This window comes from Paraburkholderia sp. BL27I4N3 (assembly GCF_003386115.1).
In the GTDB taxonomy this organism is placed as follows: domain Bacteria; phylum Pseudomonadota; class Gammaproteobacteria; order Burkholderiales; family Burkholderiaceae; genus Paraburkholderia.
In genome coordinates, this window is sequence record NZ_QREJ01000002.1 from 101,437 (window position 1) to 127,490 (window position 26,054).

A 26,054-nucleotide genomic window follows, 5' to 3' on the forward strand; every position below is an offset into this window, starting at 1 on the left:
GCGCGCCGCGTGTCCCGATGTCATGACCTATCTTCGCATTCCGGGAGAGAAGTCAAGGCGCGCTCAGCCGAATGCACCGAACGCCTCGCCGATTCCCTGGACGTCGTAAGCCTGAGCTTCGCCACTTTCGTTGGGCACGAACGGGGGCACGGGCTCTGAGCTCAAAGCTGTGCCTGTCGCAACGCTGGGCCGCGTGTCCCGTTGACGTTGCGGCTCCGCTGGAGTCCCGTCCCAGGACGGCACCGCGGCTGACGGAGCTACCCGATAGGTAGACTTGCCCATCGAAGCGGCGCTTTCCCGCAAGGCGGCTTCCGCCAGAGACCTCAGGATCGCCGCTCGCTCCCGATACGACGATGCCTCGCTCAGCCGGGCATGCAGAAGCGGGGTGGTTACCGCGTCGATGACCAGCTTCATGTCGAACTTGCCGTTCATGCTTTTGCGGCTGCGCGCTCGCGGGCGAGGCCTGCTTCGCCAACAATGAGGAAGCCCTTCGCGTTGGCGGTGCACGGCGCCTCGATGACCTCGATTGCCACACGCGGGAAACCCTTTCGTATCGCGGACGCGTACAGCGGGGCGCCCCCGCCTGACAGCACGATCGAACGCGCACTGGTCAACGGGCCGACGTTGTTCTTGATTTCTTCGACCACACCGGTGATGACGGGCTGAGACTTTTCAAGATATGGGTCGAGATTGATGGGCTGGCCGTAAAAGAAAAACGGCTTTTTCTCGCGCAGTGCCTTGTCGATAAGTTCGACGTCCTCCACCTTTTCGCCCTGATCCTTGCCGATGAGCTCCGCGATGCGTTGGTAGACTTGCGATGCGCCGCCTGGCATACCGTTGCTGCGCTTGTCATCCATAGTGAAGCCGTTGGCGTAGACCCAGTCCGTCGTGAAATATCCAACGTCGATGACCAGGTGCGCATTGTCGCGGCCGAACTCGCTTTGACGGTTCGCCGATGCCGCTACGAGAGAGCCCAGCGGCTGCGGAATTACCACGACCTTTTCGATCGTCACCCGACCGGGGCCGTAATCGAAGGTCCCGGTGAACTGGTCGCGCAACGCGCCTGAATATTTACTCATAGTGTGAACAGGCAACCCGAGCAGCAGCCGTTCGACATGAGTTACGCCCGCGAAATGGATCGCGCCAAAAAGCAGGGCCTCGTAGTTATTTGAAGCCACGAAATCGTTCGAAAGCGCGCGGCCGGTGTTGCCATAGGCGGCTGTGAGCGATACGTCGGGGCCGACCTCGTATTCGATCTGATCGATCACGATCGTAGCAACCTTGCGCGTCGTGAGCACGCTATCGCCATAACCCGAAAGCGCGTGGCTTGCGGCGAGCGGCGCGAGTGAGGGAAACATACCCGTAGCGATGGTGCCGCTTGCAGCACGGTGAGCGTATTTGGTATTGCCGTAGCCAACGTCGATTGCGAAGACGGAAGTTTTCAAGATGACTCCATTCACTGAGGTGGTCCACGCGTCGAAGTGATAGTTAGCTGACAGATAAGTGCCAGTGGACTCGCCTTCGGCGCGAGGGGCCGGCGATCTATCAGATAACTGATACTTAAGTGTCAGTTCGTAGCGATGCGCCGGGACTATCGATAGAACTGACACTTTTCTATCAGTTCTGCCTGGTTTCCAGTCTATCCAGAGGCTGGCGAAGTCAAGTCGGCGAAAGCCGACCGGTTCCGCCCAGCTTTTGACGGGAAAGTGGCGCCAATCCGGGTCTATGCTAGGCACGCCTACCGCGTCTCTGACGCATCGAAAAAGAGTGCGAGGCACTCGCTCGTCCATACACCCAGGCCCGCAACGGGCCATAGAACACCAAGCTGACCGGGCCGCACACTGATGCGGCCTTTTTCTGAGTCAGATCAAGTCCATAGTGGTCCACGTTGAGGACCCCCGGACACTGCGATATCCATACGATTGGCGGCGGTTGGCCGCGTTGTGACGCGTTGAGGACATGTGGAGAGACCGGACACCGGACACTTTCCACGCCTCAGCGGCGTCTGAACACGCCCTTACAGCTACGGCTGGGTGCTCTCACGAAACCCGATACACCGCGGTGGAGATGAGTGACTTGGGGGCGGGGGAAGCCTTGCGGACCGGAAAGACCGGATCTCCGCGATTCCCTGACGGAAGAAGAAACGGCGTACCGCGGCCGTACAAGAACGCGTAACGGGATTTGCCCGGCAGGAGCACGTAACCGAAAAACGGTAGTGCTGGCAGGGTAGCCACGAAGCTGCACACCGCGGAGCGATCCGCAAAGCGCAAGCGCCGCGAGGCGACGCGCGAAACGTCGGAGGTGGATTGCGCGAAGCGCTATTCATGCTGGCAGGCAGCAGGTTGGACGGTCGGACGCATGCTCTTCCCATGTGTCTGGTCGATCGGATGGAATCGCTAAAGGATTGGAAGGCAGGGCCCCGCGCCGGGGATACGGCGCAGCCGCTGAGAGAGGCGGGCAACGAAGGGCAAACCCGTGCGGTCGGGTGACAGCATCAGGTAGGGATGCTGCGACCGTAGGGTCGGATAATGTCTCGAAAGCAGCGCGGCAGCGTTGCAAAGGATTTCGGATGGCGGCAATTCTCAACGTAAGGGCAATCGTCAATAGCTATGGTTTTGGTCCCGAACTCCGGGATGCGTTGCTCAAGCTTTTTGACGAGAATGTGGCGCGCGTTCATAGCACCACGCGGATAAGCGGCCGTGCGTTGTCGATCAAGACGCAGGAATATCGGGTGGCCAAACTGTGCAAGGCTTTTAGAGAACTACTGGACGGCGGCTTTTTCCTGCGGACGCCGTGGTCTCTGAAACACAAGCATGTGGCGTTTCTGGTCAGTTCGTGGGTCGCGGCCGGACAGACTGGCGGCACCATTGAAAACAAGCTGACCTATCTTCGCGCGCTAGCGCAATGGATGGGCAAGACGAATCTGGTCGGCTCGCTTGACGACTATGCGGACCGCGATGCTCTCGGTCTCAAGCGAAGTTATGTGGCGACGGAGGACAAGTCATGGATAGCACATGGCATCGACGCTGCGGCGAAGATCGAGCAGATTGCGCGAACGTGCCCACATACGGCTGTCCAGCTCAAGTTGCAGGCCGCATTCGGCTTGCGCATCGAGGAGAGTTTCATGCTCCGTCCAGCTGAGGCCGCGCGCAATCCACGGTTGCTTGCCGTGACGCGTGGCACGAAGGGTGGCCGGCCACGCGAGGTCCCGATAGAGACGAAAATCGGAATACTGGAAGAGGCGGCGACGCTCAGTAACGGGTTGACTGGATCGACAGTGCCGGCCGACCGAACCCTACGCCAATGGCGTGACTGGTATTACTACGTTCTCGAGAAGCATGGCATCACCAGGCGTGGGATGGGCATTACGAGTCACGGCCTTCGGCATGAGTATCTGCAGACGCTCTATACAGAGACCACTGGCGTGCCGGCGGCCATCAAGGGAGTGGATGGGCGGCCCGATCCGAAGCTGCATCAAGAGGCGATGCGGCGGGTCGTGGAAGCGGCGGGGCATAGCCGGGTGACCAAAGCAAACGCATACCTGTCCACTTTCGCGAGGCAGGACCGGCTGCAGAGAAAGCTACCCTCGGTGGACGAGGTGCGCTCGGCGCTGGCGAGTGCCGATGGAAACAAGAGCCATGCGGCGGCCGCTTTGGGCATTTCCAGGCAAGCGCTGTACCGGATTCTGGGGGCGCATTATGCCCTCGCAGGGGCCGATGCGCGACGCGAAGAATGACACCAGAAAGAGCGCTTCATACACTCCCTGCGCGTGACGGGGGAGGAGGCACAATAAAACGTCTCTCTGGTTCTGGTTGCGGGCCCTCGGGAACGCCAGAACCACTTTCAAAGCCGGCTCCTGCAGCCGGCTTTTTTTTCTGCTGTGGATGGGGCTGGCAGCCACTGTCCGCCTCTTTAACGAACGTCTCTCACTCAGGAGTGTCGATGAAGTCCCCCAAAGATGACCTCGTTATAACGACGACTGACGGCAAGCCGCCTCGCGATTCGATTTTCGAGAAAGTATGCGATTGGCCTTGGGCAGTTATCGCGTCAGTGTTCGGGCTGGTAGCGGCGGGCATCGCCTATTCACTCGGCGACGCCTATTACAACGCCTATCTAGTCTTACTGTGTCATAAAATCTAATTGCAGCGAAGCGATACCTGGTAGTATTGAATAATACAGACTGCAGGCGATCGCGATGAGAGAAGATGTCGACGAATTTGACGCGTATCTGAATCATCTGGCGCAAGCGTTAGGGCACGCCGATCGCAATGCTGGCCTCAGGGGTTACTGTTCGGGCCTGGTAATGCCGTTGTCACGCAAAAGCGTCGAGCCGATGGCCGCGCACATTGATCCGCTTCACGCGAGTGCGAAGCACCAGTCACTCCACCATTTTGTGGCCAAGGCAGAATGGTCTGACCGGGCGGTCCTGCAGCGGGTACGCGAATGGGTGACGCCCGCGCTGGACGCGCACGCTGCTAAAGAAGCTGGTTACTACTGGATTATTGACGACACCGGTTTTCCAAAGAAGGGGCGTCATTCGGTCGGGGTGGCGCGTCAGTACTGCGGGCAACTTGGCAAACAGGACAACTGTCAGATCGCCGTGAGCCTGTCGATTGCGACGCAACGCGGCAGCCTGCCGATTGCCTGGCAGCTGTATGTCCCCAAGGAATGGATTGAAGACCGGGAACGCGCCCGTCTTGCGGGCATTCCGGACGATCTGGCCTTCGTGACCAAGCCGCAGATTGCGTTGGCCCAACTTCGCGAGGCTATAGCATCCGGCGTTGCCCCGGGCATCGTGCTGGCCGATGCTGGGTACGGCGACGAAACCGCATTCCGCGAGGGCATGACCGAACTGGGTTTGTTGTACGCGGTAGGCGTCCGGCCGGGCACCTCTGTGTGGGCGCCGGGTACGGCGCCACTTCCACCCAAGCCCCGGAGCGGGCGTGGCAAGCCACCGACATTGTTGCGCCGAGGGCCCGGCCACGAACCGATCGCGGTAAAGGAACTGGCCATGCAATTACCCGTGAACGCGTGGCAGACCGTCACCTGGCGGGAAGGCAGCAACGCGGCACTTTCCTCCCGCTTTGCCGCCGTCCGGGTTCGTCCTGCACATCGCGACTATTGGCGAAGTACCGTTCGCGATGAAGAGTGGCTGCTCATCGAATGGCCTGATGGCGATACGGAGCCGCTCAAATACTTTCTCGCTACCGCCCCCGAGGAGGCGACACTTAAGCAACTCGTGTTCGTAACCAAGATGCGCTGGCGCATCGAGCGCGACTATCAAGACCTGAAACAGGAGTTCGGGCTCGGTCACTATGAAGGGCGAGGCTGGCGTGGCTTTCACCACCACGCCACACTGAGTATCGCTGCATATGGATTTCTGATGGCTCAGCGACTCCGAATGCAATCAGATGGACGCGATAAAAAAAACTTCCTTGAACGGGCGCTGCCTGCCCTTCCCTCGGATTACTTCCCCAGGGGCAGTCCAGCGCGCTCAACGCCACGTTCCTGATTCCATTACCACGTTGCGTATCCTGCTTGGACTACGGCTAATGCAACGATGGCATTGGCCGGCAATGGACTGCGCAACTGATTATGTGACACAGTAAGACTAGGAAAATTCGCAGTCTTCAACGGCGCTTTTCCGGCGGATCACCCAACACATTTCGTGCTGGCCGTCTGGGGTGGGCTGCACGCGACTATCCTCTTTCAGAACTGGCTTGGCGGACATGTGACGAAGCTACTCGTTATGACCGTCGTGTTTTTGATCTACTTTGCGGCATTGCCTGTTGCGTTCGCGGTGATATCGCCGTTTCTCGCCAGTAGCAAAGTCCGTGTAAAGGGAGCGCGCGCACTACTGACAGGCCGCCCGCGCCTACGCAAATACATTGGGATGGTGATGGTCATCCTATTTTTTCTCGTTAGCGCCTTTTGGTTTTGCCTGTTTGTTCCTCCGCTGATATCGATCCCCTCGGCGATAGGTCAGGCGGTTGGTGAGGACGTCGCGAAGAATGACATCCGGGAATTTGACAAGGGTTGTGAGCACTCCAGGATGACGTGCTATCAAGCGATCAGTAACGGGAAAGAGATTGCGCGGGGATTTGTCGTCGCACAATCGCCCGATCGCGTTGCGCTTTACGACATGGGCAAGACAATCCAGATCCCGCTTGCAGACGTGGAGCTGCGGACGCTGGACACAGCACCAGCATCAGCACCAGCGCAGAGTCCTAACCAATAAAAGATGGGCGCCGCGCGCCGATAACCTTGGTCGCGCGTTCCTTCGAGCCCAACATCGATACCGAGGATGCTAAAGAACCGGCGCCGAGTTGCCGTAATCCGGGGCACCAGGCAGCTGATCCCTGCCCGGTGTGTGTTTAAAGGTCTTGGGCCAACGCCTGTTACTGGCGTTGGCTTTTTTTATGGCTCGCCTTCAAAGAATCGCCCTTGACCAGAGCCGCGGCATCTGGGTATATGCGCTACCAGCGGTCGCGGTCCGGCATTCCGTCAACCGCAAGTGCGATCCGGTCTTCAAACAGGCAATCGTCGTGTTCCGGTGGCGTTGGGATCTTCGGGAACTGGACGTAGCGCTGGCCGTCGATATCTACCCATTTCGCAAGCTGGACAAGCTTTCGGTATCGGGCGGCGTCCTGCAGGACCGGGTCTATCGGCCAGCTCTCGATCGTTGAAACGCTGGCGTCGACCAGCCGTTGCGCGAGCGTGGAAAAGATGGGGCCGCGCGTTTCCCAGTCGTCAGCGTTGCGGGCAAGCATGTCGATGACCATCTGCATGTCGCACGCACCCAGTTCCTTCTCAATCAGATCGCGCAGGTCGCCTTCCGTGACTTTCGGTCGCGCGAGGCGCCTGTTCCAGATCCGCGCTGCCTCGTTTAGAGCAGCTGCTTCGTCCGAGCCTATCGGTATCCAGGGCGTCGACATACCGCAATCGGCGCAGTGAACGCACGCGAGCTTCTCGGTTTGGGGGGCGAATGGGGGCCGCGGTGTGACGTCTCCGATTTTTGGCGGCCCGGCCTCGCGGCCAAACTTTCCATAGTCGAAGCCGGGCTGGCCGATCTCAGCGACGACACGTTGGGAGAATCCAACCGTGCCGCGGCCACCGCAGTGGTCGCAGGGATAGAGCTGTTCGTACATTTTGGGGGCGTCGGTGTTTGGTTTGAATTATCGTCGTACACCGCGCGCGCGAGAAGCCGAATTTACATTTGGAAAGGACCTTTCCTTGCGATAGGGTTACTTTGAGGGAAATCGTCGTGCAGACGGCCATCGAGATGACGACCGGCGGCCTTTTTGCCGATCCTGTCCATCGTCTGACGAAATGTGTTCGGCCCCAGTAAGTGCCAGCGACCGTCGTATTCGAAGAATCCGCTGGCGATATTGCGCCGGTCTCGATCGATGAGGTCGTTGCCAGCGCAACTGTTTCCTGGTGCCCACTCGCCCCACTGTTTGAAGTGGAAAGCTACGCCGGCGTCGTCGCACTGGTCGCGCAGGGAGCGCGCCCAGGACGGATGCATTGGGCGCGCTCCGCGGCCACTTTCTCCGCCAACGAAAACGCCGTCGATCATCGGTGGCGCCTGCAACTGCCCCGGCTTACCCCACGGACCGATCCAGTCGTAGAGGCTTACTTCTCCGAGCAACGGCTCCATCGAGAGAAACCGGATGCTGGCAGGGGCGTCAATGAGTTTGGGAATGTCGCGATCTGCTTCGTCCTGGTTGACAATTGTCGCGCCGAGCCACACGTTCTCAGGCGTCCCATCGGGAAACATCGCTTTCAACATAGGCCCTGCGTTGCCGATACGTTTGGTAAGCAGTAGCCATATGAGATGGGGGGTGCTCCGGATGAGTTCGGCGAAACGTTTCCGTTCTCCTTCCGGTGCGGCATTATCAAACGGGTCGCATACGCTCGGGAAAACCTTCCTGCAACGGCCGGCTCTAGCGGCATCGGCGTTCCATCGCAGTGGCTCTTTCCAGTGCGTCTCGCTGTAGGTCCGTCGCGGTGCGCCGGGGCCCCAGTTGCTTCCGCTACGCAGCCATCGGTTCATCGCCTCCGCGTAGCAATGATCGCAGCCCGGGCCTACCTTCTGGCAGCCCTCCCACGGACTCCACGTGCTGTCCGTCCATTCAATCGCGGTGCTTGTGCCCATGTCCGGTTATCCTCAGGCCGTTTCGAATTCCAGACGTGAAGCTGCGAGGGTGCCGCAGCGCCGGGCGCGTGCTTCGAGACCATCAAGCCATCTTAGATGCGCCTCGTCGTTCGCAGCGTCGTGAAGGGAGGGAGCGATCATATGGTCCAGCGCGCCCGCGGTGACGTTTATCCTGGCAAGCGTCCGGTCGTCAGGAACAATCCAGAAATACCAACGCTGGACGAAATACCACCACGTCTTCGCCCGCTCAAGTTCGCCCCACGTGGCTGTGAAATCGAGCACCGATCCGACGGCGCTGAAGAAGACGCAGCGTACGCCATCCTCATGCAGAGAGGCCACGACCACCTGTCGACCGCTGGAAATGGATTGCGGATCATGCGATGCGCAGCCGAGCGCCGGAAATCGCCCGACCCAGTCCAGGGAGCGCGACGTCGCGCGGTCCAGAAAGAACGACTTGCCTTGCATACGAACTCCGATGTTATGTCGCCCGCACAGTGGCGGGTATGAAGTGAGTGTGCTCGCTTCATTGGGAAGTCAAGTGAGCGGGGCACGCGGTAGCCGCTACCGGTGTTTGATTGCCGGCGGGAGCCGGACGGCATCGAGCACCTCGCGATCAACATTCCATTCGACGACCGGGATCTGTCGTGCCGATCGCAGAGCACGCTTCTGTTCCTTGCGAGCTTCGTAATGCTCGACACCGTTCATCCCGTAGACCTCGACATGAGTGTCGGTGGGCGTGTCACGCAACACGAAGTCCGGCAGCATGTCGTCGCCGTCGTTCAGACGAACCGGTTTCTGAAAATCACGGCCCTCCGCGACCAGCCGATTGGCCATAGCAACCTCGGGCATGGAGTCGCATGGAAGGTAAGCTCGGGAGCAAAGCATGGCCGCGAGGTCGACGAGCTTCAGGTGTCCCTTCGGGGTGCGTTCAACGAGAAGAAGGGCAATGACGCGCGCGGTACGATCGCCCAGCGCACGCCACGCGTGCGGATACGTCCGCGCCGCGTGATCGACGAGGGCTGTGCTGGCGTAGTACTTCCGTGCGCTTTGCCTCAGGCTCAATGCATGCCCATACTGAGTGGGCGAAACTTCGTTGATCTCGCCGATGACCAGTCCTCGCTTAGTCCTCCCGTTGTTGACGTCGAGGCGACTAATAAAGGCGTCGAATTCAGCGTTGATTGCCGCACGATCGGCTTCGTCAAACCTGCGCATGATGTGCAAAACGTCCTGAGCGTTGGCGCCATTGATGAGCGCGGTGCCGATCTCGGCGAGGAGCTGCGCATTGCATTGCCCCCAATGACGGGATGTCGTCGTGCCTGTCCACTGGTTGAGGCCAGATTCGGCCCATAGCGTCTGCAGGAATGCGAGAAGGCTGGCCGAGCGGCGGGTCGTGCGGTTAGACGGCGTCGCCGGCGAGCCGCGTGACCCGGTAGTCGCTTCCCGCAGAATAAGCGAGGCGTCGAGTTTGACATTCAGCCCGGCGGGCGTCGCGAGTATTGCTGCCTTCGCGTCAGAGCCGCTCACAGGCTTTGTGACGTCGGGGTCCTTAAAAAATGCGCAGCCTCGCTTATGCCGGTGACCGTCGTCCGGCCACCCGGCCAGATGGAGCAGAGAGCCGTAACGGCGAATCACGAGCTGGAGAGGCGGGGATTGGGTCGCGCACTCACAGGTGGCATAGCCGGGTGTGACCTTTGCGCGCTCAAGGCGTCTCACGTACCGGGCAGGGTTTTCCTGGACGTCGGTCAGCGGGAATGTGCCGCCGTCGAAACTCACGTTGAACATAATGGACCGCCATAGAAAATGGCCGCAACGGCGGCCATGGCTTTGAATGGGATATGGGACAGGGCTAAGTCACCGGCTCGAACGGCTTTTCCCGGAGGCGCGCAGATCTTCGGAGATTTGCTGCAGCCATCTGCTCGAGCCGTCGCGCGTTCTGCCCAATGTGAACGAGTGGTGCGCTTCCTCGGTTGGCTGGTACTCGCGGCCCGTAGATCTGTCCGTCAGAAACCAGTTACCGTTCGACAGTCGGAGCACGTGGCAGCCGGGGTAACGCTGCTCCATTGCGACTTGTTCCCTGTGTTCACGACGCATGCGAATCTCTTCTCGAAGCGAGTGCAGTCGCCCGAGCCCTAGCAGTGTTCCTGCGACACCCGCGATCACAACCGCGATAACAGCGGTGGGCGCCCACGATGACCAGTGCAGGGCAGATGCCAGAGCGCTCAGAGCGCGCCACGCGGCCGTCAGAAGTAGGAGACAACCGACGATCGGCACGATGACGAATTCAACGAACATGGACGCCTCACGCTGGCTGGACACGGCCGACCGTGCGGGTCGCAGGACTGAAATACAGCTTGCCTTCGCTGGCGCAATTGATCTTGAGTCGAATGCGACGGTGAACAGCGCTGCGAAAGACGTTCGCAAGCCCAAGGTCAACGCCGAAGCTGAAGCTGGTTGCGATGACGAACATGAATACTATCTGCGTTACAACCAGAATCTGGGTCGCAGCACGCGCGAGATCTGCCGGCTGCAGACGGGCGATCATGGACATCGTAGTCTGGAAGGTAGCAGGGGAAATCCACGCTGAGACCACGCAGATCCAGAAAAGCATCAGCGGCACCAATATGAGTGCGGCAAGCGTGCCGCGACCTGCGAATCCAATGATGTTCGCGAACTGGGCCGCGTAGTTTCGAGGATCACGAAGTGAGTCAAGCTTCAGCGAAATGACGTCGATCGACGCGATCGAGCCGACCTGCGCACCGTTGATATAAACAGCAAGAAGCGCATCGGGGTCTGTCGCGTTCAGGCTCGCGACGAGCTTGCGAACCGCGTGGCGCCGGGACATCTCAGCGAAGATGCCGGCCAGGACGGCAACAACCGCGGGTTGAATGACTCCGTCAGCGCTGCAGGTCGGGACAAGAAATGCAAAAACCAATGCTGAAACGGTTGCGACGAATGCCGCGCTGCCGGCTGAGTTCACAGGGTAGTTAGCGTTTGCCATAGGGTATCCAGTGGTCTGTGTCTGATTGGCTGTGAGGAAAGGACCGCGCGCTCACACGATGACTTCAACGTCGGTGTCCGGCCCTCGCCAGAACGAGCCGTTGAAGTCGTCCAGCACGATTACCGTCCCGGAGATCCGGTCATGGCGAGTGACGAAGCCTTCGCGGAGCCGCGCGTTCCCAGCGGGGTAGCGCACGCGTCGCCTCCATAGTGGCGTGACCACCTTCGGCTGGGATGAGGTTTGCGGCATTGGGTTGGGCTCGGGATTCATGTCCGCGCGCGCTGGTGTAAGTCATTCTGCTGCCGCAGGCGCAGGCGGCGGAAAGCAAAAGACTCCACGTTTGCCGTCGCTTTCCGGAACCGGTCGCGGAAGCCTGCCGCATACTCCGACTCTCATTCCGTAGCGCGCAGCGGATGCAGCGTCAGCTTGTACTGGTCCCGCAGAGCAATGGTTATGGAGTCGCCGGCCGTGACCTTTACCGTCTTGCTGTCGCTCCAGCCGTGCGAAAGTGGGCGCTGTGTAGCGAAGCCGTCGTGCTGGATCGTCTGCATGCCGTCTAACGTCTCGCGATTCACCCATGCGGTCAGCGACACCGTCTCGGGAGTTGCATCGTCGAGAGCAAGCTGTAGCGTATTGCCGATATCGACCGTGTCGACGTCGCACTTTGGCTCGTTACTGACGAGGCCCGAGTCCGGGCGGCAGGACGCGACGTAACTCACACGCACATAGCTTGTCATCATCTGGACGGGATTGCGTCGCGAAAGCGTTGTACGTCCCGTTTCCACCACCTCGCCGGTCGGGCCAGCCAGCCGGTACTCGAGCGTGTAGGAGGTCGGCGCTCCGTCGGCAGCGAGGGCGGCGCTCGCGCCAGAAAAGAGAGAAGCAGTCATCGAACAGGCGAGGAGGGTCTTGAGCATTTGTGGTTTTCCTATAAGTAAGCATCAGGGCAATCGCGCCCACACCGATTCTGTATCGATCTCAGGGAAGTCAAGCGCCCGATAGGGACAGAGATCCACGCGTCTTTGCGGTGCATCGCCACCGCTTTCCGGTTTCCGTCCCGGGCTGAAAGCTATATGGTTTTCTGGAGCTTTTGCGGTTAAGACCGTGAGCCGGCTCACGGGGGCGTCGCTCCTGCACGCGTTAGAGGTGGACTGTTCGCATCGCCCTATGGGCGGGGCTAGAAGGGGTCGTAGGGCCAGGTAATCCACAGAGTTATCAAACGAATCTGTGGATATCTTCGCTCTGATTCGTGCGCGATTGCGGGCGAAAGACACGCCAAAGTCGTGCTCATTCGAGCGTGCATGACAGGCTCGACCCGATACCATCGTTGCATCTCTCGCGTCCCTGACGCATCGACCACCCGCCTGCGACAAGCCGGCGGTCTTCATTTACCCCGACGGGCTCCACACCCGTTGCGGGCGTGCTCCCGTCCAATCGTAGGAGCTCGCATGAATCGCCAACGTCTTTTCTCTTTCGGACTGATGGTCTGGCAGACGCATGGTCTTTCTCATGACCAGCTGCTGCGGATCGTTGGCGCGAAAAAGCGTTACTCGCCACAGTTCCGCGCGGCAGCGCTACGCCATCTGGTCGCTGCCGCTCCGGTTTCGATCACCGGGGGCCGTCCTTTCGCCGAGCGGCGCCGTCGCGTGCCGCTCATTACCGCGTCTAGCCAGCAGTATTCACTCACCCAACGGGGCCACCCCGTTGGGGATGCGCCCCGGATTACCTATGGAATCCGGCATGTTTAACCACTTTATCCAGACCTTCATCGACGCCCAGACTGCTGCATGGCGTCACTACAGTGCAGTCGCGGCAACTGAAAAACGCCTCTTTAGCGATAGTCACGACCCCGCCGTGCGCGTGCCAACTACCACCCAGGTGGTCGACGAGCTACGGCGCACGTACGAGACGCTGGCCATGCGCATTATCTTCAAGGCTCGCGACGAATTTACGGTCGGGGCGAAGCGGCCGGTGATCCATCGTGCAACGATCTTCGAGGCAGCCGGCTTCGATATCGAGCGCTCGCTTGCGCTGGGCGAGGTCCCCGACTTCGACTGGCTGTATGCGGTTCTGCGCGCGAGACTCGGCGCGGGGGAGTGTTCGCTGTGAGCAAGAAATCTGCGCAACGCAAACACGACCTGACTGCCGATTCCGCGCAAAAGGAACTCGTCAAACTCATCCAGTCGTTTTCTCACGGTCACCGTCTTCACGCGGTGTTCTCCGACTTCGTGGAACTGAGCGCGCTCGCGATCAGCAACAGTGTCGATCGCGCGCAGTTCGAAACGCGAGAGAAACGCTACCTCGACATCGTTGGAAAGTACAAGCGGGACGAAGTTGACCGGTTCCCGCAGATGCTCGGTCTGCTTGTCGAGTCGTTTGAACAACGCGTCGCGGTGCTCGGCAAGCAAACGTCCGACGGCCTGCCTGTTAGCGGTGGACTGACGGACGTCCTCGGCGAAACCTACATGATGCTGGGGCTCGGCAACGATCGGACGGGGCAGTTCTTCACGCCGTACAGCGTGTCCCGGATGATGTCGATGATGGTGATGGGAGACGTCGGTGCGGAGGTTGCGCGCCGCGGCTTTATCCGGGTGAGTGAGCCGGCCTGTGGTGCGGGTGGCATGGTAATCGCGGCCGCAGACTCGCTGCTCGCTGCTGGCACGAACTATCAGCAAGCGATGCACGCAACATGCATTGATATTGATGCCTGCTGCGTGCACATGACATACGTCCAGTTGTCGCTACTGCATGTACCTGCAACGGTCGTGCACGGCAACGCGCTGTCGATGGAAGTGTGGGGCACCTGGTACACGCCGGCACACATTCTCGGCGGCTGGACGTTCAAACTGCGGCGGCGACTCGAAGCGGATCTGCTTCGCGAGGCTGTTGCTCCTGAACGGCAACCCGTGGCGGAAGCCGCAGGAACGCACAAGATTGATGCGGAGGCCACTTTCGCGGCTGAAGCTGAGACTTCGGACGTGGCGGTGCTGGAACGCGATCTGGTGACCGCCGTGGTTGAGCGAAGCGCGGGCGATCGAATGTCGCTAGCCGACCTTTTCGAGCAGTCGCTGGCGAGCGGTACGCGAGAGCGCACCGTGTTCGACACGATCGACCAGTTGACCCTCTTCTGAGAGCAAGGCCCACCCGATAACGGTGGGCCTTTTTTTTCGAAAGCGGGGCGGAATTCTCAATCTTTTCGGTCTGGACGCGGCTTCTTAAGACGTTATCTTAGCCATACCTACCGCGTCTCTGACGCATCGACCGCGCCGGCACTGCCCGGCTTTTCATCTTTGACCCCATCGGGAACCACTCCCGACCGGGGGCAGGTTCCCTCTCCGGAGAACCTGCAATGCAACAACAACTTACTGCTCCCCTCAAGCGCATCAAAATCGGTCGCAATCCCCGTACGTACTTCGATCCGAAGGCGATGTCGGAGCTGACTGAGTCGATCCGGGCACACGGCGTTGACACGCCGATCATCGTCCGTCCGGTCGTTGAGGACGATTTTGACTACGAGGTGATCGCTGGTGGCCGTCGCTATCGCGGCGCCATGGAAGCTCACGGCGAAGACTTTCCGATGCCCATCGTCGTAAAGGACGTCGACGACGTCGAAGCGCGGCGTATTGCGCTTACTGAAAACATCCAGCGCGACGACCTGTCTCCCGCCGAGGAAGCCCGTGACGCTGCGGAGCTGCTCGGTCTGCAGGGCGGCGATCGCGACGTGACGGCCAAGATTCTTGGCTGGTCTCGCGCGACGCTGGATAGCCGCCTTGCGCTGCTGAACTGCTCGACGGCGGTGCTCGATGCATTGAGCGAGCGAAAGATCAATATCGCTCACGCCGAACTGCTGGCGGCACTCTCGAAAGAGAATCAGGACAAGGTCCTGCCTGTCGTTGTCGCTGAGAAGCGTTCGGCCGCTGATGTGCGCAAGCTGGTGGAATCGGCGTCGTGCGCGTTGGCTCCTGCCATCTTCGACAAGACGGACTGTGCGGGGTGCCCGCACAACTCGTCAACGCAGGCACAGATGTTTGGCGAAGCGATCGGTACGGGAAACTGTACTAACCGCACCTGCTTCAACGAGAAAACGGAGAAGCAGCTTGAAGCGACAGCGGCAGGCCTGCGTGATGAGTTCCAGACCGTGCGTATCGTGCGGGCAGGGGACAACAATACGCGCGTGCAACTGGCTGTCGACGGCACGAACGGCGTTGGTCTCGAACAGGCGAAAGCCTGTCACGGTTGCGCAAATTACGGCGCGGCAGTGAGCGGCCTCCCTGATTCGGTCGGTAAGGTCTATCGCGGCCAGTGCTTCGACACCGTCTGCAACATGAAGAAGGTGGCGGCTCGCATCCAGGCTGAAAAGGCTGCAAAACAGCCGGAGAAGGCCGAGGGCGCGAAGTCGGCGCCGGCGGCGAAGAGCGCGAATGGCACGGGCAGCAAGTCAGCCAGTGCACCGTCCTCCACCAATCCCTCGGTCACGGTCATCGCCGAGTCCGAGAAGGTGAAGGCGTATCGCGTGAAGCTCTGGCGCAAGGCGCTGCGCGTGGACATCGGCATGAATCACGAACTGGCTCGCCAGTACCTGATTGCAATCGTGCTGAGTGGCCACGCCCGTCAGATCGATGACGCGTCGTTCCGCAAGTTCTTCGAGCGGATCGCGGAGGGTGAAGCACCGCTCGCCAATCTGCCCAAAGCGATCGACGCCGTGCAGGCGACGAACGAAAGCAAGCAGGCCGACCTGATGATCGCAATGCTGTTCGCAGCGATCGAAGGGCTCGAGGTGACCAACCTCACCCAGCTTTGCAAGTCGCACAAGCTGGATCTGAAAAAGCACTGGACGCTCGACAAGGAGTTTCTGGAGCTGATCACGAAGTCCGAAATGACCGTTCTCGCGGATGAGCTTGGCATTCGTGCCGCGCTCGGCGAGAACTTCAAGAAGGTGTTCGCGAAATCCAAGCCGGAAGTTATCGAGGCACTGCTCAAGGTCGAAGGTTTCGACTACGCGGGCAAACTGCCGAAGGTTCTGAAGTTCTGATCTGGCGGGGCGCGTTCAGCGCCCCGTTCCCCCTCTATATGTATACGCCGCCTCGCGCGGCTTTTTCACTTTTCTGGAGTCACTTATGTTTCAGCAACTTGAAGCGCTTGTGCGCTCGTCCGGCAAGGTTGTGATGACCCTGCAGGCGTCCGGCGACCAGCTGGCGGTGTTTGTCGTGCCGCACGGCGCGACGGGCCCGGCGTTGCGCCAGCCGCTCGTCCTCACGGCGACGGCAATTGAACTCGACGAGGGTTTCGCCAATGCACTGTTGACCTATGCGGGTTCGCACAAATCGCTCGAGGAACAGGTTGCCGTCACGGCGGCGATCCTCGACGAAGCGAAGAAGTCGCAGGTCGGCAAGGCGCAGAAGGCGTTGCAGGGCGGTTCCAAAAAGGCGCAACCCGCGCCGGCTTCGAACAGCGCGGCGGACGAAGACGAGAGCGAAGACGAAGACGAGGCGCAAGCGTCGGACTCGACTCCCGCATCGGCACCAGCCGCACCCGCATCCGCATCGTCCGAGCCGAAGGGCACGGATCTCCTGTCGCTTCTCGGTTAAGGAGATTTCCCATGTCCATCTCCATCGCCGCAGTGATCCGCGAATTTGCCTACAACGGCATGAACCTGCTCGATCCGGGCCCCGCGTTCACGCCCGACCAGGTTCGCGATCTTTACACCGCGCAGTATCCGGAACTGACGACGGCCGCCGTAGACGGGCCCGAGATCAAGGACACGGTGATGCGCTACACGTTCGTCCGCGCGGCGGGTGCAAAAGGCTCCCATGCGTAGAGACGCTTTGCTCAAGGCCCTGTCCGGTAAGGATGCGGCATTCAACCAGGAACCGCCCGAGAGGGCGGTTTTTTTATATGACGAGGAAGCCCGCTCATGCTCTTCGATCCTGCAACAACTGATTCGCACCTCGCTTTCGGCGCCGGTGGGTCGTGGCAACCGCCACGCGCTGCCGTTGCCCGACGTGGATCTGCCGCTGATTTTCTGACGCTTCCGGACGTCGCCGACGATGTTCCTGTCGAGGCGCGCGTGAAGTGGCGTGCGGACGTTTCCCTGACGGGACTCGCCAGAAAGCATTTCCTGCATGGTCCGTTGCTCGCAGCTGACGTGAGCAATCCGATTGATGCGGGGGACGCGTTCCAGCAGGCTTTTTTTGCCTGGGTGAAGCGCCAAACCGCATCGCTCAAGCGCATCACGCTAAAACCGTGTCTCTTCGACAGCCTCGCAGTGCGGGATGTTCTCCAGCACACGGGCACCGCGAACAACGACGAAGATCCTTCGTCGCTGTTCTTTACGCTGGAGTCGCCCGAGGAGTGGCTCTGTTCCTTCGGGCCAATGGTGGGCAGGTTACGCGCGGCGCACCCGTTGCTCCTGCGTACGGTCATGTCTGTCATCAATCGTGCTGCCTGGCGCACGGTCTGGCTGCGTACGCCGGACTGGTTCATGTACGAGTTCGCTTGCTGGTACTGGGAAGGCGACGAGAGCATCTCCGACGCGGATGCGGCGGAGATGCTCAAGGAGCGATTCGGCGAAGACGCAGAGGCGCGAAAAGCGTATCTGCCTTCGACGGTCAGGCCAATGCTCTGTCCTGAGGATGCGGAACCGTCCGTCTTCTCGGGCGGTCGCTGGCGGCTTCGTCAGGCGTTGACCGATGACGAGCTGCTCACCCTGCGCAACAGAAGCAAAGGAACGGTTCGGCGTGTCTGCACCGAACTGCTCAGGCTTAACCGCCTGATGCACGGCACGCGCCGACGAAAGCTGTTTAACGCTTCGTATGGGACGAACCCCGTCTACGCGGGATGCGGGATTGTTATCGATGGCAACGAGTTCATCGGCGACATCCTCGACTGTCATTTCGATAGCGAAGCCCAGAGCGGTGAGGTCACGACCTATCACGGCTTTATCGCATTGGGCGACAACGCGCGTGCGATCCGCCGGCAATACGCCGACTGGACGCTCGCGTTTTCCATCCTCAAACGTCTCGACAGCCTGCTGGCGCTCGTGACGCATATTCTTTAAGGAGTTTCCCATGACCGGTATTACGACTGGCCGCGCCAGCGCGGATGTGTCGCTGCAATCAGCGTTGCTGCTCTATGGCGCAAAACCTGACGAAACGGTGTTCGCCACGGCGCACCCGATCGCTCTTGTAAAAGGTCGTCCCACGATCGGCGCTGGACGGCCGTTGCAACGTGACGCGCTCATTTCGGCGCTGACGAAGCTCGCGGAACACGCTGCACCGAAAGCGGAATTTCTGCCGCCAACAGTGCTGGGGATGTCTCCCGCCGCTGTTACGTGGTGGTGCCCGCCGGCGTTGCGTCGGGTGTTCTTCAAGTGCGCGACGCTTGGCGAACGCTCGGCGATCGTGCCGCATCCCGGCCTCGTGTTTCAGGCGTCGAACGTCGGTTTTCGCGTCTTCGCAGTCGCGGACGCAGATCGGCCCACCGCCGGAACAAAGCTGTTCGAGCCGCCTTATTTCAACACCTGGGACAACGGCGGCATCTGCATTGGGACTGCACGTGTTCCAAAGCGCGTCGACGTTGCGTCGATCCCCCGCTGGGAAGCGGGTTTCTTTGAGTCGGCATTCACCCATCCGAACGCGGGCGGCAAGCGCGTGAGCTATACGAATGGTGAATACGCTTTCTGGCGCGACATGCTGGACGGCAAGTTCGGCGAAGCGTTCCCGATGGAGTGTCTTGTGCCAACGAAGTTTGCGGCGCTGGCGCTGGTGAATGGTCGGGTTGGGGGTGTGGCATGAACGCACTCGATACGGTTCTGCAGAAGTCATTCCCGTCCGTTATGGTGCCGCGCAGTGAGGCGGTGGAACCCATGACTACAGACGGTGAACGGCTGCTGATTGCCGCCAACGGTATCTGGCTCGAAGTGCAGCGGCCGTGGATTCGTGTGGTTCGCCGCATCGCGCGGTATGACGTGGCCACCGCGATTCCTTACGGGGAGGTCGCCGAATCGACGGACCTGCTGTGCGGCGCCATACCTGCGGAGCACGTCGCTGCTTTCTATCGGATGGCGCACGCTGCGCTGCCCAATGAAGCGGGGGCGTGGATCGTCTGGAATCGGCACACCGGCCAGTTTCGCACGGTGTCGTTGCCTTCGTTGTCGCACGGTCCGGGTCATCTCAGGTACGAGCGACCCTTGCTGGATGAAGGCGAAAGCGTTGTGGTGGACTGCCACTCGCATGGTTCGGGCGGGGCATTCTTCTCTCGCACGGACAACGATGATGACCGGCATGACGTGAAGCTCGCGCTCGTGCTCGGTAATTGTGATCGTTCGCCGTCGATGGCATTCCGTCTGTGTGTGAAGGGGATTTTCGAGAAGCAGGGCGGAATTCCCGGAACGTGGCAGGTGGCGTTGGAAGCGGAGGTGACGGCATGAACACCGCCATCAGACACTGCATCCCCCAACACATGCTCACGCAGGCCTGGCGGGTGGTCGTCGTGGGGGCGGGTGGCACCGGTAGCGCATTGCTACCAAGCCTCGCGCGCCTGCATCACGCAATGATCGAGCTCGGACACCCGGGCGGAATCGAATGCACGGTGTACGACGATGACACGGTCAGCGAAACGAATGTCGGCCGGCAGGGGTTTTATCCGAACGATGTTGGCCAGTACAAGGCGCTGCTGCTTGTGAACCGGCTCAACAACCTGATGGGCACACGCTGGGTGGCCGAAGCACGCCGTGTCGATTCGAGTGTCCGCCTACAGGCGGACCTCGTGATCGGTTGCGTCGACACCCGGCGCGCGCGCCACGCGATTGTGCAGTCCGCAAAGCGGGGATCGTGCCGCTACTACCTCGACTGTGGAAATGAGACGGACCGCGGTCAGGTCATTCTTGGCGAGTTCGGCAAGCAACGGCATGACAGGCTACCCCATGTGGGCGACCTGTTTCCGGACCTGCTGAATGCGAAGAATGATAAAGGCGATGATATGCCTTCCTGTTCGATGGCCGACGCACTGCGCAAGCAGTCGCTGGTCATCAACCAGGCGATTTCGGTGCAGGCGTTCAATCTGTTGTGGACGCTCTTTCGCACCGGGTCGCTCGACTGGTCGGCGGTATTCGTGAACCTCACAACGGGGCGAACGAACCCGGTTGCCACTGATCCTGCTGCATGGGCTCGCTTCGGGTACGAAGCGCCGAAGCTGGCGGAGAAGAAGGCTCGCAGGAGCCGGAAAAAATCCGCCGTAATCTGATATGCCGCTTCCTTCGGGAAGCGGCTTTTTTTTTTCCGGAGAATCATGAAACAAGCGATTATTGATAGCCTGGCGCAACACGGCTGGGACAAGGACCGGATCGTGGATGCGTTCAGCAAGACGTTCCAGACCGTTGTAGCGCCGAAGCGGGCCAGCATTTGGCTAAGATTCGAGCGCGAGTGTGATCGCTGGTGGCTCACGAACGGCGAATTCACCAGCGCGGGCGAGAATGTATTGGCGGGTAGCTTTGCGATATTCCCCAGCGGCATGCCTCATATCGAGATCGAGGCCACAGTCGCGGCGCTCGTTGCGGGTATGGAAGGCAGCATTGCTGGGGCGTATTCGGTCCGGCTGCTTGGCCAACGCGCGCGGTAGAGATCGCCGGACGCATTCGGCCACCGAGGCTGAATTTCCGCTGTTTGCGTTGTACCAGTGCATCCGAAGCCCAAAAACGTGTGGTTTGGGCGACGCTGTACTGAACTTATGACGACGAGCGCCGTTCCCTCCGGGGAATGGCGTTTTTTTTCGTCCGCTCAATCCCGCTGTCCGATCGCGTAGTCTCAGAAGGCGAACGCGGCTTGCGTCGTGACTGCACCTGTTACGTCGTCGCGTGGGCGCGTTGTTGGTTGCCTGGAGCTGCGCGTGGCGAGCAGTTCGTCATATCGCTGTACGACCGAGTCGGCCGTCACGTGCCCGATGTCAATGCCGACGAGTTTCGCGACGCGGGTGCGAACGCTTGCGAGCAGCACTGCCTCGTCGTAGGTTGTCCTTTCCGCCACTAACGCCGATCGCGACGACCGCGTTTTGATCGAGCAGCGCATAAACCCCCGGTGTGGTGGTCACAAAGCGCGCGAGCCCGGCAACCGTTTTATGCAGCGAAGCGGCGCAGTGCCGACAGGGTAATGATCTGGGATGACAGCCGGGTACCCCCAATCGGTGAAAGCGAGGCTGGATCCACGAGGTTTCCAGGCTTCGGCGGCTCAGATGTGCCCTAGACTCACCCTATCACCCGCGCTTCTGCGCATCGAAAGAACACTCCAGCTTGCTGGTGTGCTCGAACCTTTGACCGGCAATGTCGGTCCTCCACGACGGTTCAAACCCGTCTGCCAACCCTGTTGGGAGCCATCCCAACGGGACCGGCTCCTTTTTTTTCTGGAGCCGCACCATGTTGCAGCAAGTCACTTTCTCGCCGGAACTCGTCAAGGCTTTGGCAATCTCGGCCAGTCCCCTCAAGGTTTCGGAGAAGTGGGGTTTCCGCGAAAACCAACGTGTCGTCGCGCAAGCCATTGCGAAATTGCCGATCCGGACTTACTCGGGCACGATTCTGTATGTCTGGGAAGATGGAACAGCAACCGTGAAATTCGATCACCAGATCCCTTTTGATACCGAGCGTGAGCTCGTCCAAAGCGGTCGCGTCGACCTGCATTACCTCACCCGCATTTCGTCGTAACCGCGTCTGTCCGATGCGTCAGGTGAAACCACCTGTCGCACTCATCCAATCCTTTTGGGAGCCAATCCCAACGGGAACCGGCTCCCGTTTTCTGTGGAGCTGTTCCATGTCGAATCGTAAACACACGGCCACGGCCGTTTCGTCCAAGTTCGTTCTGATCGTCGCCGCCGCTCTCGCTCTAACGGGCTGCGCACTGGTCATTTTCGGCTGCGCGTTCGAAGCGCAGAGTCAACTCGATCTGCTGCGCGCATCCGGACCGGCTGCTCTCGATACCTATCTGGCGCATGTCGGTTCGCATCAGTTGTCATTCGCTGCGCTCATGGTTGAGTCCGTTACCGGACACGGCTACGCGTACAGCGCGTTCATACAAGGCGTCGGCCTCTGGTTTGTCTTCGTTCTCGCACCGCTCTCGGTCGTGCTGCTCACCGCAGCGCGCTGGTTTGCTGTTCGCGAACGGAGCACGAGCCTTCGCCCTGCTATGGCTCACTGAACCAAACACCTTTTTTTCCCGTCAGGGCGACCTCCCTGACGGGACGGTTGCCCCAATCTCGTTGAGGCAATCAAATGTTCAAGATCATCGTCAGTCTCGTTCTCGCTTCCATGCTTTCCGCTTGCGCAGGTATCGACTTCGGTTCGCCGAATACGTACCAGCGGTATGACGTTCAGCACGCGGGCTCCCTTGAACAGGGAACGGTTCTCCGCACTCGCGCAATCACGATCGAAGCCAGCCAGGACAACTCCGGGCTGACGTCGCTCATCAGCGCGGGTGTCGGTGCTTTCCTTGGCTCACGCACGATTGGCAACGGCACCGGTCGCTACATTGCCGGCGCCTTGTCCGGAGCCGCATCCGGCTTCATCACGCAGAAGGTTTCGCAGGTGCTGTCGCATCACGCAGGTCTTGAAATCATCGTGCACACGAGCACAGGGCGCGATGTGGTTGTGGCTCAACCCGACGATCAGCAGTTCGCGCCGGGCGATCACGTTCTCCTCATTTCCACCAACTCGGGTCTGCGCGTTACGCACTGACCTGGCTTCCTTCCTGTACGCGCCGGTATACGCCGGCCTGTCTTTTCATCGCGAGGTGTTCCCGAAAGGGCACCTCGCATTTTTTTTCGAGGTCCGTATGTTGAGAGTTCCCAAGGTGTTCTATGCCGATCGCCGCAGTTCGGGAGCGGCGTCGGACGCCGCAATAACTGACCACGCGACGCGGATGTTGCGCCGGGTGGCGCGAGATCTTCGTCTGCGTCCGCACGATCACGAGATCGTCACCGAACCGGCGCGTCGCGGCCGCGGCTGCCGCGTCACGCTGCGCACGCCGGCGGTCATGCTGGAGGTCGCTGACATACCGAAGCGACAGAGGGTGGCTGTGTCGTTTCGCACCCGCCGAGGTCGCTCAGACATGTCGGGCGGTGTGGACAACGCGGTGCCCTTCGAGCAGTTGTCGTCCCGTGAAGGCTACGATGCCTTGCTTTCGGGCCTGCGGCTGGCCGCTGGTCTTGATGGCGAACGCCGATAGGTGATGTCGATGGAAATTGTCGAGATCACTGTCGAATACCCATCGGGCATGGTCGTGACCGATCAGGCGACTTTTTCCCGAGAGCTTGGGCAAGTAATTCCGTCCGAGCGCCTTGCTTCTCTCTTACGCGAATTGGGCGCAACCGAGGCACCGCCGGTTGTAAGTGCTCTGATCGACGACCTGGATGCGCCGCTCGATCATCGCGTGGACGGTAGTTTCTCGGTCAGTGTTCCGGTCGCGAACGTCGATCGAAAGCGGTCATTCATACCGCTCGGGCAGGCGTGGAGCAAGGATCAGAGGCAGCAGTTCGGTCGCTTCTGCCACGCGCTCACCGTCGCTTCGCTAGTGAGTTTCGTTGGATATTGGCACTCGACCAGCGATTGGACGTGGGGCGCTGTTCTCAACGAGGCAGCGCTCGCGGCGATCATTGTGCTAACCTTTACTGAGGGCATGGATTCCATGAACGGAGAATGACTATGGGCTTCGGTGTAGTTGCGCTAATCCTGACGATTGCGATTTGTGCGTATGGCAAGCACATGAGCGACCTCGGCCGAAAGGCGGATCGCGAACGTCGGCATCCGCGCGTTCCCCGCTGATTGTGACGCGGACCGGCTTTAACCGGTCCGTCTTTTCTTGAAAGGCTGCACCTTCGGGTGCGGCCTTTTGCTTTTTATGGGCCCTCTATGTCCGAAACCCTTGATTTGCCGGTCGCGCTGGCGACCGCACCCTTTGAAACGCTTGGCGCGACCGTCGGCAGTGTCGTAGAGCAGATTTCCCGTGCCCTGCGGCGGACGGAGATCGAGCCGGAGTGGGTGACGCACGCGAATTTTATCGACGCGGACTGCCCGGACCGGTTTGGCCTGCCGCCCTTGGCGCCGTGGCCTGTCGAGCAGTCAAACCGTCGTTTGACCCTGTCGGTCGAGCGCGGCAATTCGGAAGGGTGGATTATCCGGGTCGACCTGATTGAACTCGTCACGGACCGTGACTCCCAGTTGTGGAAGAGCGTCCCGCTCATCCGCATCAAGTCGCTGTCACGCTCGCAGGCGTGGGCGGTGGCGGCGGTAGTTTCGCGCATGCTCGATATCGACTGACCAGTTTTCTTTTCCTGAACCCCGATGGGCCAACATCCCATCCGGGGACGTTGGCCCTTTCTTTTTGCGGAGCCAACTTCATGTACCAACTGTCTATTCCCGGCGAAAGCTTCACCGTCGCGACGCTCGCAGGCGTCGTTGCCCTGTTCGCCAGCGAGCGTGTGAAGGAGACGGAGACATCGTCTATTTCGCTGTTCAGCGACGCCGTTCCGGCAAGCGTGACCCGTTACAACGGCGCGCTGGCGCTGCGGTGTGCAGGCTCAGCAGTCGAGATCGTCGCCCGGCTGTTCGGCGAGGTTCACGCGTTCTGGCTGTCCGCCTATGGCGAGCAGGCCCGTCCGTGGCAGATCCGCCCGGCGCACTGGGAGGAGCTGTTCGGCCTCTTCGAGCTGGCGCGTGCGCCGCAGAGTTTCCTGTCGACGAACCAGATCGATGCCGAAAAAGCGGCCGCGCGGGATGCTCGACAATTCTTCAATCTGTCGTCGCTATTCCATGACGCGGCGATGGCGCGCTTTGGCTTTGGTTCCGGCGGTCCAGCAGTGGCCGGCGGCCAGGTGAACGGCCGCCACGAGGTGCACGTTGCTTACGCTCTGCTTCGGAACGAGGACGTCCCGACCGGAGTAATGGATGACTACCGTGCGATGGAACGGCCATTCCGCTACGACCTCGAGTGGGCCGCACCGCTTCTCGACGTGCCAGAAGTTCGCGGCCGGTTTTCTGCCGGCAGGTTGCAACGGGTGAGTTCGATCATGCGTCACGCGAAGCAGTCGCTCACGGCGGAAAACCTCGACGCGATCGTTGCCGCGACGGCAGGCTTGCCAGAAACGGCAGGTTATATCGAGGTCGAAGATGCTCTGTTCGATGCGCAGATCGTGAACGCCGAGCCGTTGCCAGCAATGTTCGACACGCCCGTTGCGATCGGGCGGCCGGTCAACGACTTCGCTGCGAGGCTGCGCCAGTTGCAGGCGGACTCGCGGCGCGACAAGGCAGTGGACCGGGCCGACATGGAGCGTGCGCAAGGCCGAATGAGTGCGCGCCGGCACAAGCTCGAATGCGAAATGGCGGTTCTCTCACACGGGCGCGAGTCGTACGAGTGGGCTAATCACCTGGCTGCAGCCATCGAGAAGCGCGACATTGCGAGGCTGCTGGACATTCTGGACACGACGGATGAACGAAATGAGAGCAGCAAGCGTGCCGTCGAGGAGTTTCATGGCGTGAAACTGCGCGGAGCCAAAGCGAAAGCGCGGCGCCGGGCTGTCTTCGCGTTATGTGGCTTCGACGAGCCGGCCCAGGTTCAATGGGAAAAGGCCGATGCCGACCGCAAGCTTGAAGAGCGCCGGAAAGATGAAGCACGGCGTGCGAAGGAAGCGGCGCTTGGCGCCCGCTACAAGCGCAACGACGGCGTGGTAATCGATGGCGTCAAGCATGTCGACGAGGCGATCGCATCGGGCTTCAGCGAGATCCGCAACTGGCGCGCTGGTGCGATTCTTCAGTACGCACTGGTGAACCCGGCACTTAACGAGGGACGGCGCTTGCAGCAGGCCAAGGACGGCACGCTAGCCTATGCCCGAGCGGTCCTCGAACGCCGTGCTGCGTAAGGG

At 60.5% G+C, this 26,054-nt stretch carries 33 protein-coding genes; 23 read left to right on the plus strand and 10 right to left on the minus strand.

Annotated elements, in window-relative coordinates; translation table 11 throughout:
• Window positions 1–63: 63 nt before the first annotated feature.
• Window positions 64–432, minus strand: a complete 369-nt coding sequence (locus B0G71_RS37630; RefSeq protein WP_116149385.1) for a hypothetical protein — start codon at window positions 430–432, stop codon at window positions 64–66.
• Entirely contained in the window at window positions 429–1,445 is a 1,017-nt protein-coding gene (locus B0G71_RS37635; protein ID WP_116149387.1) for a PRTRC system protein D, read from the minus strand. Before B0G71_RS37635 ends, B0G71_RS37630 begins: the two co-directional genes overlap by 4 nt.
• 1,124 nt (window positions 1,446–2,569) lie before the next feature.
• On the opposite strand from B0G71_RS37635, the gene B0G71_RS37640 reads away from it, so the two are divergent.
• The 4 genes from B0G71_RS37640 to B0G71_RS37655 all read left to right on the plus strand — a co-directional run bounded on the left by B0G71_RS37640 (window position 2,570) and on the right by B0G71_RS37655 (window position 6,238).
• Window positions 2,570–3,736 carry an integrase domain-containing protein gene (locus B0G71_RS37640; RefSeq protein ID WP_116149389.1) on the plus strand — a complete coding sequence of 389 codons (1,167 nt, stop codon included), beginning with the start codon at window positions 2,570–2,572 and terminating at the stop codon, window positions 3,734–3,736.
• 206 nt (window positions 3,737–3,942) lie between these two features.
• A complete protein-coding gene (locus tag B0G71_RS37645) occupies window positions 3,943–4,140 on the plus strand; it encodes a hypothetical protein (RefSeq protein WP_116149391.1) in 198 nt (65 codons plus the stop codon).
• 55 nt (window positions 4,141–4,195) lie between these two features.
• The gene (locus B0G71_RS37650) at window positions 4,196–5,512 is read left to right on the plus strand and encodes an IS701 family transposase (protein WP_116149393.1); all 1,317 of its coding nucleotides are present in this window, start codon (window positions 4,196–4,198) and stop codon (window positions 5,510–5,512) included.
• Window positions 5,513–5,749: 237 nt separating this feature from the next.
• On the plus strand, window positions 5,750–6,238 hold the full coding sequence (locus tag B0G71_RS37655; protein WP_147308749.1) for a hypothetical protein: 489 nt from the start codon (window positions 5,750–5,752) through the stop codon (window positions 6,236–6,238).
• A gap of 238 nt (window positions 6,239–6,476) precedes the next feature.
• Here the strand turns inward: B0G71_RS37655 and B0G71_RS37660 are convergent, their stop codons facing one another.
• The 8 genes from B0G71_RS37660 to B0G71_RS37695 form a co-directional block, all read right to left on the minus strand.
• On the minus strand, window positions 6,477–7,148 hold the full coding sequence (locus tag B0G71_RS37660) for a Lar family restriction alleviation protein (protein ID WP_116149397.1): 672 nt from the start codon (window positions 7,146–7,148) through the stop codon (window positions 6,477–6,479).
• 62 nt (window positions 7,149–7,210) lie between these two features.
• Window positions 7,211–8,155, minus strand: a complete 945-nt coding sequence (locus B0G71_RS37665; RefSeq protein WP_116149399.1) for a phage Gp37/Gp68 family protein — start codon at window positions 8,153–8,155, stop codon at window positions 7,211–7,213.
• A 12-nt stretch (window positions 8,156–8,167) separates the two neighbouring features.
• On the minus strand, window positions 8,168–8,620 hold the full coding sequence (locus B0G71_RS37670; RefSeq protein WP_116149401.1) for a hypothetical protein: 453 nt from the start codon (window positions 8,618–8,620) through the stop codon (window positions 8,168–8,170).
• A gap of 96 nt (window positions 8,621–8,716) precedes the next feature.
• Complete coding sequence (locus tag B0G71_RS37675) at window positions 8,717–9,937, minus strand: DUF1173 family protein (protein ID WP_116149402.1); 1,221 nt, start codon at window positions 9,935–9,937, stop codon at window positions 8,717–8,719.
• 69 nt (window positions 9,938–10,006) lie between these two features.
• Window positions 10,007–10,447: a hypothetical protein gene (locus B0G71_RS37680; RefSeq protein ID WP_116124008.1), complete on the minus strand. Its 441-nt coding sequence runs from the start codon at window positions 10,445–10,447 to the stop codon at window positions 10,007–10,009.
• Between the two features lie 7 nt (window positions 10,448–10,454).
• Window positions 10,455–11,153 (minus strand): hypothetical protein, encoded by a 699-nt coding sequence (locus tag B0G71_RS37685; protein ID WP_116149404.1) that lies wholly within the window; start codon window positions 11,151–11,153, stop codon window positions 10,455–10,457.
• Between the two features lie 51 nt (window positions 11,154–11,204).
• Window positions 11,205–11,348, minus strand: a complete 144-nt coding sequence (locus B0G71_RS37690; RefSeq protein WP_258875824.1) for a hypothetical protein — start codon at window positions 11,346–11,348, stop codon at window positions 11,205–11,207.
• 197 nt (window positions 11,349–11,545) lie between these two features.
• On the minus strand, window positions 11,546–12,070 hold the full coding sequence (locus B0G71_RS37695; RefSeq protein ID WP_116149408.1) for a hypothetical protein: 525 nt from the start codon (window positions 12,068–12,070) through the stop codon (window positions 11,546–11,548).
• Window positions 12,071–12,601: 531 nt separating this feature from the next.
• On the opposite strand from B0G71_RS37695, the gene B0G71_RS37700 reads away from it, so the two are divergent.
• From B0G71_RS37700 to B0G71_RS37790, 19 genes are all read left to right on the plus strand, one after another.
• The gene (locus tag B0G71_RS37700; protein ID WP_181916955.1) at window positions 12,602–12,901 is read left to right on the plus strand and encodes a hypothetical protein; all 300 of its coding nucleotides are present in this window, start codon (window positions 12,602–12,604) and stop codon (window positions 12,899–12,901) included.
• Complete coding sequence (locus tag B0G71_RS37705; RefSeq protein ID WP_116149410.1) at window positions 12,894–13,262, plus strand: hypothetical protein; 369 nt, start codon at window positions 12,894–12,896, stop codon at window positions 13,260–13,262. Before B0G71_RS37700 ends, B0G71_RS37705 begins: the two co-directional genes overlap by 8 nt.
• Entirely contained in the window at window positions 13,259–14,284 is a 1,026-nt protein-coding gene (locus tag B0G71_RS37710) for an N-6 DNA methylase (protein ID WP_116149982.1), read from the plus strand. Before B0G71_RS37705 ends, B0G71_RS37710 begins: the two co-directional genes overlap by 4 nt.
• Window positions 14,285–14,502: 218 nt before the next feature.
• The gene (locus B0G71_RS37715; RefSeq protein ID WP_116149412.1) at window positions 14,503–16,185 is read left to right on the plus strand and encodes a PRTRC system ParB family protein; all 1,683 of its coding nucleotides are present in this window, start codon (window positions 14,503–14,505) and stop codon (window positions 16,183–16,185) included.
• An 85-nt stretch (window positions 16,186–16,270) separates the two neighbouring features.
• Complete coding sequence (locus tag B0G71_RS37720; protein WP_116149414.1) at window positions 16,271–16,741, plus strand: PRTRC system protein E; 471 nt, start codon at window positions 16,271–16,273, stop codon at window positions 16,739–16,741.
• Between the two features lie 11 nt (window positions 16,742–16,752).
• Window positions 16,753–16,971 (plus strand): PRTRC system protein C, encoded by a 219-nt coding sequence (locus tag B0G71_RS37725; protein WP_116124016.1) that lies wholly within the window; start codon window positions 16,753–16,755, stop codon window positions 16,969–16,971.
• 7 nt (window positions 16,972–16,978) lie between these two features.
• On the plus strand, window positions 16,979–17,179 hold the full coding sequence (locus tag B0G71_RS42330; protein ID WP_258875825.1) for a hypothetical protein: 201 nt from the start codon (window positions 16,979–16,981) through the stop codon (window positions 17,177–17,179).
• Between the two features lie 41 nt (window positions 17,180–17,220).
• Complete coding sequence (locus B0G71_RS37730; RefSeq protein ID WP_258875826.1) at window positions 17,221–18,210, plus strand: PRTRC system protein F; 990 nt, start codon at window positions 17,221–17,223, stop codon at window positions 18,208–18,210.
• Window positions 18,211–18,220: 10 nt separating this feature from the next.
• Window positions 18,221–18,946, plus strand: coding sequence for a PRTRC system protein B (locus B0G71_RS37735; protein ID WP_116149418.1), 726 nt, complete (start codon window positions 18,221–18,223; stop codon window positions 18,944–18,946).
• The gene (locus B0G71_RS37740) at window positions 18,943–19,581 is read left to right on the plus strand and encodes a PRTRC system protein A (protein WP_116149420.1); all 639 of its coding nucleotides are present in this window, start codon (window positions 18,943–18,945) and stop codon (window positions 19,579–19,581) included. The genes B0G71_RS37735 and B0G71_RS37740 overlap by 4 nt, the downstream gene beginning before the upstream one ends.
• Window positions 19,578–20,396 (plus strand): PRTRC system ThiF family protein, encoded by an 819-nt coding sequence (locus B0G71_RS37745; RefSeq protein WP_116149422.1) that lies wholly within the window; start codon window positions 19,578–19,580, stop codon window positions 20,394–20,396. The genes B0G71_RS37740 and B0G71_RS37745 overlap by 4 nt, the downstream gene beginning before the upstream one ends.
• A gap of 45 nt (window positions 20,397–20,441) precedes the next feature.
• Entirely contained in the window at window positions 20,442–20,771 is a 330-nt protein-coding gene (locus B0G71_RS37750; RefSeq protein WP_116149424.1) for a hypothetical protein, read from the plus strand.
• A 790-nt stretch (window positions 20,772–21,561) separates the two neighbouring features.
• The gene (locus tag B0G71_RS37760) at window positions 21,562–21,846 is read left to right on the plus strand and encodes a hypothetical protein (protein ID WP_116149427.1); all 285 of its coding nucleotides are present in this window, start codon (window positions 21,562–21,564) and stop codon (window positions 21,844–21,846) included.
• A 106-nt stretch (window positions 21,847–21,952) separates the two neighbouring features.
• Entirely contained in the window at window positions 21,953–22,336 is a 384-nt protein-coding gene (locus tag B0G71_RS37765) for a hypothetical protein (protein ID WP_116124024.1), read from the plus strand.
• Between the two features lie 74 nt (window positions 22,337–22,410).
• Window positions 22,411–22,872: a glycine zipper 2TM domain-containing protein gene (locus B0G71_RS37770; protein WP_114158354.1), complete on the plus strand. Its 462-nt coding sequence runs from the start codon at window positions 22,411–22,413 to the stop codon at window positions 22,870–22,872.
• Between the two features lie 97 nt (window positions 22,873–22,969).
• Entirely contained in the window at window positions 22,970–23,362 is a 393-nt protein-coding gene (locus B0G71_RS37775; protein WP_116149429.1) for a hypothetical protein, read from the plus strand.
• 9 nt (window positions 23,363–23,371) lie between these two features.
• Window positions 23,372–23,836, plus strand: a complete 465-nt coding sequence (locus B0G71_RS37780) for a hypothetical protein (RefSeq protein ID WP_116124161.1) — start codon at window positions 23,372–23,374, stop codon at window positions 23,834–23,836.
• A gap of 209 nt (window positions 23,837–24,045) precedes the next feature.
• A complete protein-coding gene (locus B0G71_RS37785; RefSeq protein ID WP_116149431.1) occupies window positions 24,046–24,453 on the plus strand; it encodes a hypothetical protein in 408 nt (135 codons plus the stop codon).
• Window positions 24,454–24,533: 80 nt separating this feature from the next.
• The gene (locus tag B0G71_RS37790) at window positions 24,534–26,051 is read left to right on the plus strand and encodes a hypothetical protein (protein WP_116149433.1); all 1,518 of its coding nucleotides are present in this window, start codon (window positions 24,534–24,536) and stop codon (window positions 26,049–26,051) included.
• Window positions 26,052–26,054 lie beyond the last annotated feature (3 nt).

Coding starts and splice junctions, on each gene's coding strand:
- B0G71_RS37630 (WP_116149385.1), bottom strand. CDS start 432: ATGAACGGCAAGTTCGACATGAAGCTGGTCATCGACGCGGTAACCACC.
- B0G71_RS37640 (WP_116149389.1), top strand. CDS start 2,570: ATGGCGGCAATTCTCAACGTAAGGGCAATCGTCAATAGCTATGGTTTT.
- B0G71_RS37645 (WP_116149391.1), top strand. CDS start 3,943: ATGAAGTCCCCCAAAGATGACCTCGTTATAACGACGACTGACGGCAAG.
- B0G71_RS37650 (WP_116149393.1), top strand. CDS start 4,196: ATGAGAGAAGATGTCGACGAATTTGACGCGTATCTGAATCATCTGGCG.
- B0G71_RS37655 (WP_147308749.1), top strand. CDS start 5,750: ATGACCGTCGTGTTTTTGATCTACTTTGCGGCATTGCCTGTTGCGTTC.
- B0G71_RS37660 (WP_116149397.1), bottom strand. CDS start 7,148: ATGTACGAACAGCTCTATCCCTGCGACCACTGCGGTGGCCGCGGCACG.
- B0G71_RS37665 (WP_116149399.1), bottom strand. CDS start 8,155: ATGGGCACAAGCACCGCGATTGAATGGACGGACAGCACGTGGAGTCCG.
- B0G71_RS37670 (WP_116149401.1), bottom strand. CDS start 8,620: ATGCAAGGCAAGTCGTTCTTTCTGGACCGCGCGACGTCGCGCTCCCTG.
- B0G71_RS37675 (WP_116149402.1), bottom strand. CDS start 9,937: ATGTTCAACGTGAGTTTCGACGGCGGCACATTCCCGCTGACCGACGTC.
- B0G71_RS37680 (WP_116124008.1), bottom strand. CDS start 10,447: ATGTTCGTTGAATTCGTCATCGTGCCGATCGTCGGTTGTCTCCTACTT.
- B0G71_RS37685 (WP_116149404.1), bottom strand. CDS start 11,153: ATGGCAAACGCTAACTACCCTGTGAACTCAGCCGGCAGCGCGGCATTC.
- B0G71_RS37695 (WP_116149408.1), bottom strand. CDS start 12,070: ATGCTCAAGACCCTCCTCGCCTGTTCGATGACTGCTTCTCTCTTTTCT.
- B0G71_RS37700 (WP_181916955.1), top strand. CDS start 12,602: ATGAATCGCCAACGTCTTTTCTCTTTCGGACTGATGGTCTGGCAGACG.
- B0G71_RS37705 (WP_116149410.1), top strand. CDS start 12,894: ATGTTTAACCACTTTATCCAGACCTTCATCGACGCCCAGACTGCTGCA.
- B0G71_RS37715 (WP_116149412.1), top strand. CDS start 14,503: ATGCAACAACAACTTACTGCTCCCCTCAAGCGCATCAAAATCGGTCGC.
- B0G71_RS37720 (WP_116149414.1), top strand. CDS start 16,271: ATGTTTCAGCAACTTGAAGCGCTTGTGCGCTCGTCCGGCAAGGTTGTG.
- B0G71_RS37725 (WP_116124016.1), top strand. CDS start 16,753: ATGTCCATCTCCATCGCCGCAGTGATCCGCGAATTTGCCTACAACGGC.
- B0G71_RS37735 (WP_116149418.1), top strand. CDS start 18,221: ATGACCGGTATTACGACTGGCCGCGCCAGCGCGGATGTGTCGCTGCAA.
- B0G71_RS37740 (WP_116149420.1), top strand. CDS start 18,943: ATGAACGCACTCGATACGGTTCTGCAGAAGTCATTCCCGTCCGTTATG.
- B0G71_RS37745 (WP_116149422.1), top strand. CDS start 19,578: ATGAACACCGCCATCAGACACTGCATCCCCCAACACATGCTCACGCAG.
- B0G71_RS37750 (WP_116149424.1), top strand. CDS start 20,442: ATGAAACAAGCGATTATTGATAGCCTGGCGCAACACGGCTGGGACAAG.
- B0G71_RS37760 (WP_116149427.1), top strand. CDS start 21,562: ATGTTGCAGCAAGTCACTTTCTCGCCGGAACTCGTCAAGGCTTTGGCA.
- B0G71_RS37765 (WP_116124024.1), top strand. CDS start 21,953: ATGTCGAATCGTAAACACACGGCCACGGCCGTTTCGTCCAAGTTCGTT.
- B0G71_RS37770 (WP_114158354.1), top strand. CDS start 22,411: ATGTTCAAGATCATCGTCAGTCTCGTTCTCGCTTCCATGCTTTCCGCT.
- B0G71_RS37775 (WP_116149429.1), top strand. CDS start 22,970: ATGTTGAGAGTTCCCAAGGTGTTCTATGCCGATCGCCGCAGTTCGGGA.
- B0G71_RS37780 (WP_116124161.1), top strand. CDS start 23,372: ATGGAAATTGTCGAGATCACTGTCGAATACCCATCGGGCATGGTCGTG.
- B0G71_RS37785 (WP_116149431.1), top strand. CDS start 24,046: ATGTCCGAAACCCTTGATTTGCCGGTCGCGCTGGCGACCGCACCCTTT.
- B0G71_RS37790 (WP_116149433.1), top strand. CDS start 24,534: ATGTACCAACTGTCTATTCCCGGCGAAAGCTTCACCGTCGCGACGCTC.